Annotated in this window: 16 protein-coding genes; 11 read left to right on the forward strand and 5 right to left on the reverse strand. The window is 72.3% G+C overall.

Going from position 1 to position 15,142, the window contains the following annotated elements:
* The first annotated feature begins 32 nt into the window (after positions 1 to 32).
* The 5 genes from IDM40_RS04955 to IDM40_RS04975 all read left to right on the forward strand — a co-directional run bounded on the left by IDM40_RS04955 (position 33) and on the right by IDM40_RS04975 (position 4,163).
* Positions 33 to 1,922 (forward strand): S9 family peptidase, encoded by a 1,890-nt coding sequence (locus tag IDM40_RS04955; RefSeq protein ID WP_193120686.1) that lies wholly within the window; start codon positions 33 to 35, stop codon positions 1,920 to 1,922.
* The gene (locus IDM40_RS04960) at positions 1,909 to 2,658 is read left to right on the forward strand and encodes a DUF3159 domain-containing protein (protein WP_328806941.1); all 750 of its coding nucleotides are present in this window, start codon (positions 1,909 to 1,911) and stop codon (positions 2,656 to 2,658) included. Before IDM40_RS04955 ends, IDM40_RS04960 begins: the two co-directional genes overlap by 14 nt.
* 68 nt (positions 2,659 to 2,726) lie before the next feature.
* Positions 2,727 to 3,473: a MerR family transcriptional regulator gene (locus IDM40_RS04965; RefSeq protein ID WP_193120687.1), complete on the forward strand. Its 747-nt coding sequence runs from the start codon at positions 2,727 to 2,729 to the stop codon at positions 3,471 to 3,473.
* Between the two features lie 88 nt (positions 3,474 to 3,561).
* The gene (locus IDM40_RS04970) at positions 3,562 to 3,924 is read left to right on the forward strand and encodes a VOC family protein (protein ID WP_193120688.1); all 363 of its coding nucleotides are present in this window, start codon (positions 3,562 to 3,564) and stop codon (positions 3,922 to 3,924) included.
* Positions 3,925 to 3,929: 5 nt separating this feature from the next.
* Positions 3,930 to 4,163 carry a DUF2283 domain-containing protein gene (locus IDM40_RS04975; RefSeq protein ID WP_193120689.1) on the forward strand — a complete coding sequence of 78 codons (234 nt, stop codon included), beginning with the start codon at positions 3,930 to 3,932 and terminating at the stop codon, positions 4,161 to 4,163.
* Positions 4,164 to 4,178: 15 nt separating this feature from the next.
* Here the strand turns inward: IDM40_RS04975 and IDM40_RS04980 are convergent, their stop codons facing one another.
* From IDM40_RS04980 to IDM40_RS05000, 5 genes are all read right to left on the reverse strand, one after another.
* Complete coding sequence (locus tag IDM40_RS04980) at positions 4,179 to 5,387, reverse strand: thiolase family protein (protein ID WP_193120690.1); 1,209 nt, start codon at positions 5,385 to 5,387, stop codon at positions 4,179 to 4,181.
* Positions 5,362 to 6,945: a class I adenylate-forming enzyme family protein gene (locus IDM40_RS04985; RefSeq protein WP_193120691.1), complete on the reverse strand. Its 1,584-nt coding sequence runs from the start codon at positions 6,943 to 6,945 to the stop codon at positions 5,362 to 5,364. Before IDM40_RS04985 ends, IDM40_RS04980 begins: the two co-directional genes overlap by 26 nt.
* A gap of 11 nt (positions 6,946 to 6,956) precedes the next feature.
* The gene (locus tag IDM40_RS04990; RefSeq protein WP_193120692.1) at positions 6,957 to 7,991 is read right to left on the reverse strand and encodes a TRM11 family SAM-dependent methyltransferase; all 1,035 of its coding nucleotides are present in this window, start codon (positions 7,989 to 7,991) and stop codon (positions 6,957 to 6,959) included.
* 101 nt (positions 7,992 to 8,092) lie between these two features.
* Positions 8,093 to 8,611: a MarR family winged helix-turn-helix transcriptional regulator gene (locus IDM40_RS04995; protein WP_193120693.1), complete on the reverse strand. Its 519-nt coding sequence runs from the start codon at positions 8,609 to 8,611 to the stop codon at positions 8,093 to 8,095.
* A gap of 32 nt (positions 8,612 to 8,643) precedes the next feature.
* Positions 8,644 to 9,150 carry a TspO/MBR family protein gene (locus IDM40_RS05000; RefSeq protein ID WP_193120694.1) on the reverse strand — a complete coding sequence of 169 codons (507 nt, stop codon included), beginning with the start codon at positions 9,148 to 9,150 and terminating at the stop codon, positions 8,644 to 8,646.
* 94 nt (positions 9,151 to 9,244) lie between these two features.
* On the opposite strand from IDM40_RS05000, the gene IDM40_RS05005 reads away from it, so the two are divergent.
* From IDM40_RS05005 to IDM40_RS05030, 6 genes are all read left to right on the forward strand, one after another.
* Positions 9,245 to 9,985, forward strand: coding sequence for an alpha/beta hydrolase (locus IDM40_RS05005; protein WP_193120695.1), 741 nt, complete (start codon positions 9,245 to 9,247; stop codon positions 9,983 to 9,985).
* Between the two features lie 85 nt (positions 9,986 to 10,070).
* Positions 10,071 to 10,742 carry a Crp/Fnr family transcriptional regulator gene (locus tag IDM40_RS05010; RefSeq protein ID WP_328806942.1) on the forward strand — a complete coding sequence of 224 codons (672 nt, stop codon included), beginning with the start codon at positions 10,071 to 10,073 and terminating at the stop codon, positions 10,740 to 10,742.
* An 86-nt stretch (positions 10,743 to 10,828) separates the two neighbouring features.
* Positions 10,829 to 11,113: a hypothetical protein gene (locus IDM40_RS05015; protein ID WP_193120696.1), complete on the forward strand. Its 285-nt coding sequence runs from the start codon at positions 10,829 to 10,831 to the stop codon at positions 11,111 to 11,113.
* Entirely contained in the window at positions 11,097 to 11,756 is a 660-nt protein-coding gene (locus tag IDM40_RS05020; RefSeq protein ID WP_193120697.1) for a hypothetical protein, read from the forward strand. Before IDM40_RS05015 ends, IDM40_RS05020 begins: the two co-directional genes overlap by 17 nt.
* Positions 11,757 to 13,154: 1,398 nt before the next feature.
* Complete coding sequence (locus IDM40_RS05025) at positions 13,155 to 14,420, forward strand: DUF418 domain-containing protein (protein ID WP_193120698.1); 1,266 nt, start codon at positions 13,155 to 13,157, stop codon at positions 14,418 to 14,420.
* Between the two features lie 9 nt (positions 14,421 to 14,429).
* Complete coding sequence (locus IDM40_RS05030) at positions 14,430 to 15,128, forward strand: TetR/AcrR family transcriptional regulator (RefSeq protein ID WP_193120699.1); 699 nt, start codon at positions 14,430 to 14,432, stop codon at positions 15,126 to 15,128.
* Positions 15,129 to 15,142 lie beyond the last annotated feature (14 nt).

Consider the following 15,142-nt stretch of genomic DNA (forward strand, 5'->3'; position numbering starts at 1 on the left):
GAGACACCGAAGCGGACCAGGAAAGGACGGCCATGGCACTCCCACCACTGCTCCCCGTCGAGGAGATCTACGGCTCACCCGAACGGGCCGGCGCCTCCATCTCCCCCGACGGCACCCGGATCGCCTTCCTGGCACCGTGGAAGAACCGGCTCAACGTCTGGGTCGAGAACCTCGACGGCCCCGCCGACACCCGGTGCGTGACCGCGGACGAGACCCGCAGCGTCACGCTCTTCGAATGGACCGACGATCCGCGCCGGCTGCTCTACCTGCAGGACGACGGCGGCGACGAGAACTGGCACCTGTTCCGGGTCGACCTGGACGACCCCGGGTCCGAGCCGGTCGACCTCACCCCGTTCCCCGGCGCCCGCGTCCTCGGCCTCGACCAGCCGGGGCGGCGCCCGGGAACGGCGCTCCTGCACCTCAACGCCCGCGACGCCGCCGAGTTCGACCTCCACGAGCTCGACCTGGCCACCGGAGAGCTCACCCTCCTGGCCCGCAACCCCGGCGACAGCACGTGCGGCTTCCTCCTCGGCGCGGACGGTGTGTACACGAACACCACCACCCGCGAGGGCGTCATCGAGCTGTCGCGCCTGGACCCGTCCACGGGCCGCCGGACGCCGATCACCACCATCGACGGGGCCGACCACCCCGTGGGTGTGCACCCGTTCGAGAGCACCCCGGACGGCACCGGCGCCCTGATCGGCTCCCACCACGGCAGCGACCGCCTCCGACTGGCCCGCGTCGACCTGGCCACCGGCGAGGAGACCGAGGTCGACAGCCACCCGACCCTCGACCTCGACTCCAGGTCCCTGGTCTTCCCCTCCCTGCCCCCGACCCTGATCCGGGACCGGAACAAGAAGCTGCTCGGGGTGCGCTACCTGGGCGAACGCCAGGTGATCCACGCCCTCGACCCGCACTTCGCCGAGGTCCTGGGACGCCTCGAAGGGCTGTCCGACGGTGACCTCGCCTCGGTCTCGACCGACAGCCACGGCAGGCGCTGGGTGGTCTCCTTCACCCACGACCGCGACCCGGGTGCCACGTGGTTCTACGACCACTCGACCGGCGAGAGCCGCCTGCTGTTCCGGCCCTACCCGCACCTGGACCCCGACGCGCTGGCCCCGATGCGGCCGGTCACCATCACCGCGCGCGACGGGCTGAAGCTGCCGTCGTACCTGACCCTGCCGGTGGGCATCGAGCCCTCGGACCTGCCGCTGGTGCTGACGGTGCACGGCGGACCCTGGACCCGGGACTCCTGGGGCTTCAACAAGAACGCACAGTTGATGGCCAACCGCGGTTACGCCGTGCTGCAGGTCAACTTCCGCGGGTCCACCGGCTTCGGCAAGGCCCACATGAAGGCCGCGATCGGGGAGTACGCCGGGGCGATGCACGACGACCTGATCGACGCCGTCGACTGGGCCGTGTCCCGGGGGTACGCCGATCCGGACCGGGTGGCGATCGTCGGCGGTTCCTACGGGGGTTACGCCGCGCTGGTCGGCGCGGCCTTCACCCCGGACCGCTTCGCCGCCGCGGTCGACGTCGTCGGCATCTCCGACCTGGCCCGTTACATGCGGGAACAACCGTCCTTCGTGCGGCCGGGGCTGGCCAACAACTGGTTCCGCTACGTCGGCGACCCGGACGACCCCGCGCAGGAGGCCGACATCCGCGCCCGGTCCCCGATCCACCGCATCGACCGGATCCGCACCCCTCTGCTGGTGGTGCAGGGCGCCAACGACTCCCGCGTCCCCCGAGCCGAGTCCGACCGGATCGTCCAGGGCCTGCGGGACCGCGGCGTCACCACCGAGTACCTGGTCTTCGACGACGAGGGCCACGACATCGTCAACCCCGAGAACCTGCTCGCCACCTTCGGGGCCACCGAACGGTTCCTCGCCGAACACCTGGGAGGACGCAGTGACAACCACTGAGCGCCGACACCCGGATCACCTCACCGCGCACGACCCCCAGGAGGAGAACATGACCGTGCAGGACCGTGCAGAGACCCCGGATCACGACGGCCCCCGGACCGAGGAGCCAGTCGACCTCAAGCAGGCCATGATCGACGGCGCCGGCGGCCCGCGCGGGATGGTGTACTCCACGATCCCCGTCGTGGGCTTCGCGGCCGCCGTGCCCTTCGTCGCCCTGTCGGTGGCGATCGGTGTCGCGATCGCGGCCGCCCTGGCGCTGGGGGTCTTCCGCATGTGGCGCGGGGAGCAGTTCATGTCCGCGATGGGAGGCGTGTTCGGTGTCGCTGTCGCCGGGGGCGTCTCGGCGTGGACCGGATCGGCCAACGACTTCTTCCTCATCGGGATCTGGGCCTCGTTCGTCGGCGCCGTCGTCACGCTGGTGTCGCTGGTCGTGCGCAGGCCGCTGACCGGGATGATCTGGAACTCGGTGCACGGCGGCAACCGTCCCTGGCGCGAGGACCGGCCTTCTCTGACCGGGCACGACCTCGCCACGTTCGCCCTCCTGGTGATGTTCGCCGGCAGGTTCGTCGTGCGGCAGTGGCTGTACCTGGCCGACTCCACCACCGGACTGGCGATCGCCGACACCGTGACCGGTTTCCCGCTGACGGCGCTGGCCGCGGTCGTGGTGGTCTGGGCGTTCCGGCGCTCCACCAAGCGCCTGATCAAGGACCCCGGGGCCCCGCAGGAAGGGGCCTGATCCCCGGTGGGGTTTACTCCGGTACGGGACGGGCACCGCTCGACGGATCGAGCCGAGGAGGAGCGCACATGGGCTGGAGCACGCGGCAGCTGGCCGAGCTGGCGGGGACGAGCCTCAGAACGGTGCGGCACTACCACGACGTGGGGCTGCTCGCCGAACCCGAGCGCCGTCCGAACGGCTACAAGGACTACGGCGTGGACCACCTGGTCCGGGTGATGCGGATCAAGCGCCTGTCCGGCCTCGGTTTCTCCCTCGCGCAGATCGCGGAGATGGGTGAGGCGGAGGAGTACCCCGAGAACGAGCTGCGTGCCCTGGACGCCGAGCTCGCCGCGACCATCGAGCGCCTCCAGCACGTACGCACGGAGTTGGCACTGGTCATGCGCAAGGCCCCCACCACCGAGCTTCCCCCGGACATGGCCCTGGCCGCGGCCGACACCGATCTGTCAGAGGCCGACCGGGGGCTCATGGTGGTCTGGAGCCGGCTGAGCGGGGAGGAAGGGCAGGCCTCGTTCGCCGAGGCGCTGCAGGGCTACCGGACCGGCGAGGCCGACCGCGAGTTCGACCGGCTCCCGGCCGACGCCGGGGAGGAGGAGCGGCAGGGCCTGGCCGAGCGGTTGCTCCCCGGGACCCGGGAGTTCTTGACCGCCAACCCCCGGCTGAACGATCCGCGGACGCTGGCGCCCGGCGGGGCGGGCCGTGCCTCCGGCGCCCTCGAATCCGCGCTCCGGGACCTGTACAACCCGGCCCAGCTCGACGTGTTGCGACGGATCGGGCAGCTGCTGGAGGCCGCCCCCGGGGACGGCGGACCCACCTGACCCGGGCCGAGGCGGTGTGCCCGTGAACGTGCCCGGCCCGGGTGGTGTCCGCCCGTAGAGCGCGGGGCCCACTGCGAGACTGAACGGCATGAACGCACACCTCCACTCCGTGGTCCTCGACTGCCCCGACCCCGACGCCCTCGCGCGGTTCTACGCCGGCCTGCTCGGCAAGGAGATCTCCCACCGTTCCGACGACTGGGTGTACGTGCTCCTGGGCGAGGGCTGGGGCCTGGCCTTCCAACGCGCGCCGGACCACCGGCCCCCGGAGTGGCTCGACCCGGAACGCCCGCAGCAGATCCACCTCGACGTGGAGGTCGACGACATCGAGGAGGCCGAGCGCAAGGCGCTGGAGCTGGGCGCGCACCCGCTGCGCAAGGTCGAGGAGGACGCCGACAACCGGTTCCGTGTGTACACCGACCCGGCCGGTCACCCGTTCTGCCTGGAGTACTGAGCGCGATGGACCTGACCTACGACGCCGAGGCCGACGCCGCGTACATGACCCTTGGCGGGCCGATCGCGCCGGGACAGGCCGCACAGCAGATCCACTCGCTCGCGACCCCGGGCAACCGGGGCGAGGTCACCCTCGACTTCGACGCCGAGGGGCGCCTGCTTGGGGTCGAGGTCCTCAACGCCTCCGCCGTGCTCGCGCCGGATCTGCTCGACGGCGCCGGGCCGCCCGGTCCGGGGTGAGGCCACCGGAGTGTGTCAGGCGGGCAGGGCCGTGACGGTGAAGAGCGCGGAGACCCCGAGACCGCCGGCGACCGCCATCATGGTGAGCGCGGTCGCGCCCGGCCGGGGCTCGACCGCCCGCAGGAGCTGCGCGTAGGCGCGCGTGACCAGCACCGCCCCGCTCGCCCCGTACGGGTGGCCGAGGGCGAGCGCTCCCCCGTCGGCGTTGGTGTGCGCGGGGTCGATGCCGAGCTCGTCCAGGCACGCCAGGGTCTGCGAAGCGAAGGCCTCGTTGAACTCGACCACGTCCGCGGCGGCCGGGTCCAGGTCCGGGTTCCGGCGCCGGAGCCTGCGCGTGGAGGCCACCGCGCCCACACCCAGGAGGTTAGGGTCCACGCCCGCGGCGGCCGCGTCGGTGAAGGCGAGCGCGTGCCGGTACCCGAGGGCGCGGGCGCGGGCGGCGGTCGTGACCAGGAGCATGCTCGCGCCGTCGTTGAGGGGGCAGGAGTTGCCCGCGGTGACGGTGCCGCCCTCGACGAAGGCGGGGCGCAGGCGGGCGAAGCGTTGCGCGGAGGCACGCGGGCGCGGGCACTCGTCGCGGTCGGTGTCGGGGCCGAACCGTCCGAGCCGGGCGATCTCGTCGCCGAACGCGCCCCGTTCGCGGGCGGCGACGGCACGCTGGTGGCTGCGGGCGGCGAAGGCGTCCTGGCGTTCCCGGGTGATGCCGTGGGCGCGCGCGACGTTCTCGGCGGCCACACCCATCTCGGGGTCGCCCACGCTGTCGGGGGAGAAACGGGCGCGGTCGTGGAAGACGGGCGCGGACACCCGGTCGGCGGGGCGGGCGACCCGCCACGGTGCGGTGCTGACGCTCTCCACTCCCCCGGCGAGCACGGCGTCGGCGGCCCCGGAGGCGATCATCCGGCAGGCCTGGACGACGGCTTCGAGGCCCGCGCCGCACTGGCGGTCCACGGTCACGCCGGGCACGTGGAAGGGGAGCCCGGCGGTGAGCGCGCCGAGGCGGGCGGGGTTGCCGCCGGGGCCCGCGGCGTTGCCGGCCACGACCTCGTCCACGTCGTCGGCGGGGAGGCCGCTCTCGTCGAGGACGGCGGTGATGGTTCCGGCGAGGAGGGACTCGGCGGGGGTCTCGCGGAAGACCCCGCCTGCACGGCCGATCGCGGTGCGGCGGGCGGCCACGATCACCGGGGTGCGGGGACCGGGGTCAGGCGAGGCGGCGGACGCTGCCATCGTCGGCCTCCATCCGGTCGAGGATCTGCTTGGCGTCGACCTTGCCGCTGGTGGTGAGCGGCCAGTCCGCGACGGTACGGAACCCGCGCGGGAGCCGGTGGGGCGGCAGCCGGTCGGCCAGGTGCGCGCGCAGGTCAGCGGCGGTGAGCCCGGCGGCCTCGGTGCGGTGCACGAACGCGACCGGGCGGGAACCCAGGCGCGGGTCGGGCAGGCCGAGCACGTGCGCGGCGGTCAGGGCGGGGTGTTCGAGGAGCGCACTCTCGACCTCGGCGGGGTGGATGTTGTGGCCGCCGCTGACGATCATGTCGCCCTCGCGTCCGAGGAGGTGGAGCGTGCCGTCGCGGAGGAAGCCCTGGTCGCCGACGGTGAACCAGGCCCCGTCGCCGCGCAGCCCGGTTCCGTCGGTGGGACGCAGGTATCCGGCGCAGACGAGGGGGCTGCGCAGGTGCACGGTCCCGGGTTCGCCCTCGGCCGCCTCCTTCCCGTCGGGGCGCCGGACGCTGAGCTCCACCCCGGGGAAGGGGCGGCCGACGGGGGTGGCTGCGCCGGTGCGTGGCTCGAGCGGGGCGCACAGGTCGGTCTCGGCGAGGGTCACGAAGCTGAGTTCGGAGGCGCCGTAGTACTCGGCCACACGCGCGTCCGGGCAGGAAGCCGCGAGGGTGTCGAGCACGGCGTGGTCGAGGCGGGCGCCGCTGCTGACGAGGGTGCGCAGGGACTTGAGCGTTCCGGGCTCGGCGGTGGTGGCGAGCGAGCGGAGCATGGTCGGAACGCCGATGAACCGGGTGGCGCCGCGTTCGGCGACGGTCTCGGCGCACGCACGCGGCTGGAACCCGGGCGCGGAGACGAAGGTGCCGCCGGCGTACAGGGACTCGGTGAGGCCGTAGAGGCTGAGTCCGTGGGAGAGCGGACCGGGGGCGACCGTGGTCTCTCCGGGCTCCAGCCGCAGGAGTCGGGCGCTCGTGGGCAGGCTCACACGCCACGAGCGGCGGGTGCGCACGAAGGCCTTGGGGGCGCTGGTGGTGCCGGAGGTGAAGCCGATGAGGAAGAGCTGGTCGTCGTGGCGGTTGCCGAGCACGGAGGCTGCGGTGGCCTCCCGGGGCCCCGGAACCGGCGCGGTCCACCCCGCGAGCGGTTCGTACTCCGTGTCGAGGGCGGGGCCGGTGACCAGCACCGCGCCACAGCCGCGGGCCTCGGCCAGACGGGCCACGTGCGGGGAGTCCGTCACCAGCACCGCCGGCCGCAGCTGCGCGAGTGCGTCCGCGGCACGGCGCTCCGGCCACGTGGGGTCCAGCACCGCCGTGGCCAGGGGCGACGCCGTCGCGCCCGCGTAGGCGCGCACGAAGTCCGCCGAGTTGTGCACCGACAGCGCCACCACGTGCTGCGGCCCGTACCCCGGAACCAGGGCCCGCCCTCCCCCGGCGAACGCACCGAGCCGGTGCGCGAACGCCAGGGCAGCGTCGGCCAGCTCGGCGTAGGTCGGCGACTCCCCCGCGCACACGAACGCGGTGCGCCCCGGGTGGGCGGAGGCGTGGTCGGCGAGGGCCTCGGTGATCGGCACGGCGTCCCCGGTCAGGGCTTCCGGGCGACGATCACGTCCCGCATGATCGCCTGGTCCACGCGGTGTTCGAAGTCGAGGTAGGGCCCCGAGTCGCAGACCTCCAGGCCGGCGCCGGCAAGCGCCTCGGCCAGCTCGTCCCGCCCCGCGACGAGGTTGTTCCAGGAGACCCCGACGGCGCCGCCGGACCGCAGCAGCCCGGTCCACACGGGCGCGGCGGTGCGGATCAGCTCCTGGGGCCCGCGCTTGAGCCCCTCCTTGTCGGTGCGGCTCCCGTGCTGCACCCCGTAGGGCGCGTCGGCGACCACGAGGTCGAAGCTCCCCGGCGCGTAGACGGCCCGCGCGTCGGTGGTGTCCACGTTGGCGTACTCCAGGTGCTGGGCGCGCCCGGCCTTGAAGTCCTCCTTCGTCGGCGCGAGCGTCGCCTCCAGCCGTTTGCCGAGCACCCTCTTGTTGCGGCGCACCTGCGTGACGTCGGCCTGGTGCTTGAGGCGCTTGCGCTTGAGGTAGGTGCGCACGAACCCGGAGTAGGCCTCGAAGTCGCGCTTGTCGATGTCGACCCCGGTGGCGTCGTACCCGTACATGAGCGCCTGGTTGAGCGTAGTGCCGCGCCCGCACAGGGGGTCGAGGACGTGGAAGCGCCGGTCGAGCATCTCGGCGCCGCGCGCGGAGCTCCACAGGGTGACGTTGAGCAGGAGCTTGGTGAACTGCTCGTTGGTCTTGCCCTGGTACTTCTGGATCGTCAGGAGGTCGTCGTCGTAGCGGTCGAGCCGGTGGAGTTCGACCGGCGCGAGCAGGTCCCCCTCGATCCGGAAGAGGCCGTAGATCGAGGAGAGGTTGGCGACCAGCCCCGTCTCGGCCTCCGTGAGCGGGTCGGACTCGAAGGTCAGGTAAGGGATCCCGCCGATCGTGGTCTGCGTGAGCCCGCTGATGCGGCCACCGAGGACGGTCCGGTCGAGCACCCCCAGTTCCGCCGTCATCAGGCGGGCGGCGGCGTCGGTGTAGACCCGGTTCGCCGCGGGGTGCAGGAGGATCGCGTAGGTGGTCATCGAAGCCCTTCGGTGTGCTCGGGGAGACCTCCCATGATCACCGACCGGGGAGACCGGAGCGAACAGGGGCCGGTCGCCGGAACCGGCCGCGGACCCCGGGGTCAGCGTGCTCGGTCGGCGAAGGTCCGCAGCACCCCGCCGACCCGGTGGAGCCAGTCGGCGATGGTCTCCAGCTCCGCCTCGCTGTAACGCTCGTGCAGGTCCATCATGGGCTCCCGGAACCCGGGCAGGATCCCCGGACCGCCCGGACCCTCGGGACCGTCGGCGTCCCCGTCCCCGGCCGGCGGGTCGACCGGCCGCACCACGACCCGCCTCCGGTCGTCCGGGTGCCGGTCGCGCTGTACCAGCCCCTGGCGTTCGAGCCGGTCGACGACGCTGGTGACGGTCCCGGTGGCGAGCTTGAGCCGGGCGGCGATCTCCCCCGGGCTGAGGGGCTCGCCCAACCGCAGCAGCACCAGGCACTGGAAATCGGTGGGGTTCAGGTGCGAGGTCTCGGCCGCCGCGTGCAGCAACTGGATGAGGGACGCGGCGAGCTCCTGCCCGTCGTCGCGGATGGCGTCGTAGAGTTCGGCCCGCCTCCCGCCGTGCCCGTGCCGGGCGGTGCCCTCCGCGTCGTCCATGGGTCCCGATGGTATCGGCGCGGCCCCGTGGCTCACCCGCCCGGGTTGAGCTGCCACATGGCGAAGGTGAGCGCCGACGCGAACGCCACCCACACCCAGTACGGCAGCAGGAGAGCGGCGGCCGTGCGGGACACACGCGCGAAGGCGGGGATCATCGCGGTGATCACGGCGAGCAGCAGGACGATGTCGACGAGCGCGGCCAACCGCATCTCCGCGCCGAAGAACAGCGGTGTCCAGGCGGCGTTGAGCACGAGCTGCACCGCGAACAGCGTCAGGGCCCCGCGCGCACCGCGCCATCCGGCCCGCCGCCACACGAGCCACCCGGCCACCGCGATGAGCACGTACAGCGCGATCCACACGGGGCTGAACAGCCAGGACGGCGGCGCCCACGCGGGCTGGGCCAGGCGTGCGTAGACCCCGCCGGCGTCGGCCGAGGCCAGGCCGCCGACGACCGCGACGGCCGCGACCGCGAGCACGAAACCGGCCAGGCCGAGGAGCTGACTGCCGTCGGTGCGTGGTTCCTGTTGGGTGCCGGGCATGGTTCCCCCGAGAGCTCGGTCGTGTACTGAACGATGACGAGTATCTTGATTTCCGAAATATTGACCGCTAATCATCAGCGTGGAGGGTGTTCAGATGCGTCGGCTGTTGGCCTGGACCGCCGGGGTGCTCGCGGTGCTGCTGGCGCTGGGGGCGGTGGCGTTCGTGGTGTGGGCCGGCAACCCCTACGAGGCGGCTCCGGGTTCGTTGGAACGCGCCGAGCGGTCGGCCGACGTGGCCGTGGACGAGGACGGCGTCGTGATCACACCCCGCGACGGCGGCGTGGACACCGCCGTCGTCTTCTACCCCGGAGCCCGCGTGGAACCCGAGGCCTACGCGGCCTCCTGGGCCCCGGTCGTCGCCGAGACCGGGGTGAGCGTGGTGATGCCCCGCATGCCGTTCAACCTGGCGGTCCTGGCCCCGGGGCGGGCCGAGGCGGCGATGGAGCGGATCGACGCCGACACCTGGTACCTGGGCGGGCATTCGATGGGCGGGGCCATGGCGGCGTTCGCGGCCGAGGGCGACGCGCTCGCCGACCGTACGGAGGGCCTGGTGCTGTGGGGTTCCTACGTCGCCGGCACCGATCTGGCCGGACGCGAGGACCTGCGCGTGCTGTCGGTCACGGCCTCCGAGGACCTCCTGGCCGACCCCGACACCGTGCGCGAGCGCAGCGGCAACCTTCCCGAGGACACCGTCTCCGTGGAGATCGACGGCATGAACCACGCGCAGTTCGGCGACTACGGCCCCCAGACCGCCGACGGCACACCCCGGATCGGCGACGACGAGGCCCACGCGGAACTGGCCGACACGACCGCGGGGTTCCTGGGGAACGGGTGAGCCCGCGATACGCCCGTGACGCCTGTGCCACCCCCGAGGGCGTGTCTTCTCTGCAGGCGCTCAGTGCATTACTACACTTTGGTGTGTGGATGATGTGGAACTGACAAGCGGAACTTCTCTCCTGACCCACTCCGAACGAGAGGAGGTGGAGAAGCTCGGCCACGTGACCCGTTACCCCGCGGGTTCGATCCTGTTCGGCGCGGGCGAGCTCACCGACTTCGTGCTGCTGGTGCGGCACGGGCACGTCAAGATCACCACGCACTCCTCCGAACACATCGTGGCGGTGCGCGGCCCCGGCGAGACCGTCGGCGAGATGGCGGCGATCGGCCGGGAACCCAGATCGGCGAGCGTGTACGCGTTGAGCGAGGTCGAGGCGCTCTACGTGCCCGGCGACGTGTGGCTGGAGTTCCTGTACGAACACCCCCGGGTGATGCGTGCGCTCCTGCGGCACCTGCACGCCAGGCTCAAGGAGGCCACCCGCAAGCAGGCCGAGCACGGGATCATCGGCGCGGAGCAGCGGCTGGCGCGGGGGCTGGTGGAGCTGGCCGCCAAGATCGGCACCCCGGACGAGCGCGGCGTGTGCGTGGCCCTGAACCAGCGCGAGCTCGCGGGCCTGGTGGGGGTCTCACGCGAGTCGGTGTCACAGGTGGTCAAGAGACTCAGGGCCATGGGCGCGGTGGCGACGGGTCGACAGCGCATCATCATCACCGACGAGGCGATCCTGGCGAGCGTCGCCGACGGAAACACAATTTCTTGACTTTCTTATGTGGAGTATTGCACTTAACTTGATCGAGGAGTACTCTTGGTAGCGTCGCTGTACCTCTCCGCTCAGGGAGAAGAACCGTGTCCCTCCGCGCCATCGGTGCCCTCGTCTTTGTCGCCGCCCTGATCGGAGGTGGACTCGAGGTGGGCGATGTCGCCCTCCCCTACATGTCCACCTCACGCCTCATACTGCTCGCCGCCGCGGGCGTCACCCTGCTCGCGCTCGGTGTGTTCGTCGAACGCCCCTTCCGGCGCTGCCCCGTCGACCACCACCACGGCAAGGTCTACATGAACGTCCGTCTCTCCCTGGACCCGAGAGACCGCGACCATCCCGGAAAGAGCAGAAGCGATGGTGAGGACCCCTGACCACAACAACGCAGGTGAGCACTCCTCCCCCGACGACGGGGAGGAGTTCACCGCGCTGTTCGCGGACATGCGCGGATCAACGGGGATCGTCGAGTTCGTGGAAAGACACCACGGGCTCAATGCAGCGGCAGAACTCTTCCAGGTCTTTCTCTCCGAATGCGTCCGGCTCGTCGAGGACATCGACGGGGCCGAGGTGCACCTGCGCGGGGACGGGGTGCTCATCCTGTTCTCCGGGGCCGACCGGGTCCAGGACGCGGTCGAGTACACCCGGCGCCTGCGCCACATGGTCGACGATCCACCCGACGAACTCGTGCGCCACTTGAGATGCGGCTGCACCACCTGCCCCGTCTGCGGGGAGGAGACCTCGCTGTCCCTGGAGGTGCGTTGCGGGATCGACGCCGGCCGGGTCTCCCGCTTCAAGGTGCAGACCCTGCGCGACACCGTCGAGGAGCTCGTCGGCAGCTGCATCAGCGTGGCCGCCAAGCTCAGCGGTGCCCTCGGCGAGGCCCACCGGGTGGGGATGTCGCGCCGTGCCTGGCGGCGCCTGCACCAGGAGAACGGCACCGACGCGCGGTTGGACCGTGAGTGGACGCCCTCGGCGGGGCAGATCGGACAGCGCCGGCGGAGGTTCTTCGCGTCGTAGTTTTTTGCGCCCTCGCAAGCTCGGCCGGGGCTACGGGCGCCCAAAGCCCGGATGCTTCGGCCTCGCCCGCGCGTGACGCTCGTACCTCGCTCCCGGCTCGACTCATCCTGCAGCGACCCGGCGCGCCCTCTGCGTTGTATGCGCCCTCGCAAGCTCGGCCGGGGCTACAGGCGCCCAAAGCCCGGATGCTTCGGCCTCGCCCGCGCCTGACGCTCGTACCTCGCTCCCGGCTCGACTCATCCTGCAGCGACCCGGCGCGCCCTCTGCGTTGTATGCGCCCTCGCAAGCTCGGCCGGGGCTACGGGCGCCAGAAGCCGGGATGCTTCGGCCTCGCCCGCGCCTGACGCTCGTTCCTCGCTCCCGGCTCGACTCGTCCTGCAGCGACCCGGCGCGCCCTCTGCGTTGTATGCGCCCTCGCAAGCTCGGCCGGGGCTACGGGCGCCAGAAGCCGGGATGCTTCGGCCTCGCCCGCGCCTGACGCTCGTTCCTCGCTCCCGGCTCGACTCGTCCTGCAGCGACCCGGCGCGCCCTCTGCGTTGTATGCGCCCTCGCAAGCTCGGCCGGGGCTACGGGCGCCAGAAGCCGGGATGCTTCGGCCTCGCCCGCGCCTGACGCTCGTTCCTCGCTCCCGGCTCGACTCGTCCTGCAGCGACCCGGCGCGCCCTCTGCGTTGTATGCGCCCTCGCAAGCTCGGCCGGGGCTACGGGCGCCAGAAGCCGGGATGCTTCGGCCTCGCCCGCGCCTGACGCTCGTTCCTCGCTCCCGGCTCGACTCGTCCTGCAGCGACCCGGCGCGCCCTCTGCGTTGTATGCGCCCTCGCAAGCTCGGCCGGGGCTACGGGCGCCAGAAGCCGGGATGCTTCGGCCTCGCCCGCGCCTGACGCTCGTTCCTCGCTCCCGGCTCGACTCGTCCTGCAGCGACCCGGCGCGCCCTCTGCGTTGTATGCGCCCTCGCAAGCTCGGCCGGGGCTACGGGCGCCAGAAGCCGGGATGCTTCGGCCTCGCCCGCGCCTGACGCTCGTTCCTCGCTCCCGGCTCGACTCATCCTGCAGCGACCCGGCACGCCCTCTGCGCTTTTTGCGGCCTCGCAAGCTCGGCCGGGGCTACGGGCGCCAGAAGCCGGGATGCTTCGGCCTCACGCGCGCCTGACGCTCGTACCTCGCTCCCGGCTCGACTCGTCCTGCAGCGACCCGGCGCGCCCTCTGCGTTGTATGCGCCCTCGCAAGCTCGGCCGGGGCTACGGGCGCCCAAAGCCCGGATGCTTCGGCCTCGCCCGCGCCTGACGCTCGTACCTCGCGCCCGGCTCGACTCGTCCTGCAGCGACCCGGCGCGGGGTGGCCGGACGGGCGACGTGCGTCTATAATTCTGAACAGTGTTCAGAAACACCCGGGGAGGGCCCGTGGAACCCACAGCACCCACCGCCTCCGGGGCACGCGGACGCCTGCTCGCGCCCGACTTCGCCCGGGGCGCCATGCTCCTGCTGATCCTGCTGTCCAACACCGCGTTCTTCCTGTACGCGGGCGACTACACCAGGTCGGACGAGTTCCCCGACCCCACGGGGCCGGCGGACGACGTCACCCAGTTCCTCATGACCGCGCTGCTGGACGTGCGGGTCTATCCCCTGTTCGCCTTCCTCGTCGGTTACGGGATCGTCCAGGTCTTCACCCGCCGCCAGGAGGCCGGGCTGAGCGAGGCAGAGGCCGCCGCGCAGGTGCGCCGCCGCAACCTGTGGCTGCTGGTCATCGGGTTCCTGCACGCCCTCCTGCTGCTGGCCAGCGAGGTCCTGGCCGCCTACGGCCTGATCGGGCTGATCCTCTGCGCGCTGTTCCTGCGCAAGAGCGAGCGGCGCATGCGCGGCTGGGTGATCGCCGGCGTGAGCGTGCTCGCCGTGGTCCTCGCCGCGGCCGTGGCGCTCGTCGTGGCCGCCTACGCCCTCGACCCGGCGGTGACCTCCGGCGTGCCCGCCGTGGCCGAGGAGGGCAACCGGTCCACGCTCAGCGGTTCCGGGGAGGAGAACTACCTCGTCTCGGCCGTGTTCCGGGTCTTCACCTGGGCCCTGCTGTTGCTGATCAACCTGTTCGGGGTGGTCCTGCCGACAGCGATGCTGCTCGGGATGTGGGCCGCACGCCGGCGCATCATCGAGGAACCCGGACGCAACCTGCGCCTGCTGCGCACCGTCGCCGTCGGCGGTTTCACCATCGGACTGCTCGGTGCGCTGCCCGAGGCCCTGATGCTCGTCGGGGCCTGGAACCCGCCGCCGTTCGACGGGCTGACCGGGGCAGCAGCGACCATGGCCTCGTGGACGACCGGCCTGGCCGGGGGCCTCGGGTACGTCGCGATCTTCGTCCTGGCCGCCGAACGCCTCACCAGGGCAGGACGAGTGCCCGGCCCCGTCGGTGCGGTCTCCGCGCTCGGAAAACGCTCCCTGAGCGGTTACCTCACCCACTCGATCGTCATGGTGCCGGTGCTGTCGGCATGGGGGCTGGGCCTGGGCGCCCACCTGACCAGCGCGACGATGGCCCTGTTCGCGCTCGGGCTGTGGCTGGCCACCGTGCTCGCCGCCGCCCTCATGGAACGCCGCGGCCTGCGCGGCCCGTTCGAGGTGGCGCTGCGCCGCCTGATGCAGGGGCGGAGCAGGAGCACCTCACGCGGGGCCGAGTCGTAGATTGAACTCATGAGGCCGAGCACGAGCCCGGGCGCGGGGCGGGAACACACACCCGGCCCCCGCCCGCGCCTGTCCCGGGAGCTGATCGCCGAGACCGCGATCGGCCTGGTCGAGCACGAAGGCGTGCGGGCCCTGACCATGCGCCGCCTCGCCACGGCGCTGTCGGTCGTGCCCGGAACCCTGTACACCTACGTGTCCGGCAAGGACGACCTCGAACTCCTCGTCCTGGACACCCTGGTGGGGCAACAGGACCGGCTCCCCCACACTCTCCCGGGCACCTGGCGCGAGCAGGTCGAGGCGTGGGCCAAGAACGACTGGGACGGCTACGTGCGCCACCCCTGGGTCATGGAACTGCGCTTCCGCGTCTCCGGCGGCGGGCCCAACATGATCGCCTGGCTGGACTCGGCGCTGCGGGTGTTCGAGGGCACGGGCCTGACCGACCGGCAGCGGCTGGACGTCGTGGAGACCGTGGACGGATTCGTGCGGGGCTCGGCCGTGCTGCACCTGCGTTCGGACGACGCGATGACCGGGGGCGCGGCCGAGCTGACCCCCGAGGTGCGGTCGGCGCTGGGTGAGGCGCCCGGCCTGGTCGCGGCCCTGACCGCGCGCGCCGCCGGCCCGACCACGGACCGGTTCGAGTTCGGGCTGCGGTGCCTGTTGTCGGGCGTGCAGGAAGTCATCGACGCGGCCGACCAGGGCCAGGCCTGAGCGCGCCCGTCCCG

Source organism: Nocardiopsis coralli, from assembly GCF_014892575.1.
Classification (GTDB): domain Bacteria; phylum Actinomycetota; class Actinomycetes; order Streptosporangiales; family Streptosporangiaceae; genus Nocardiopsis; species Nocardiopsis coralli.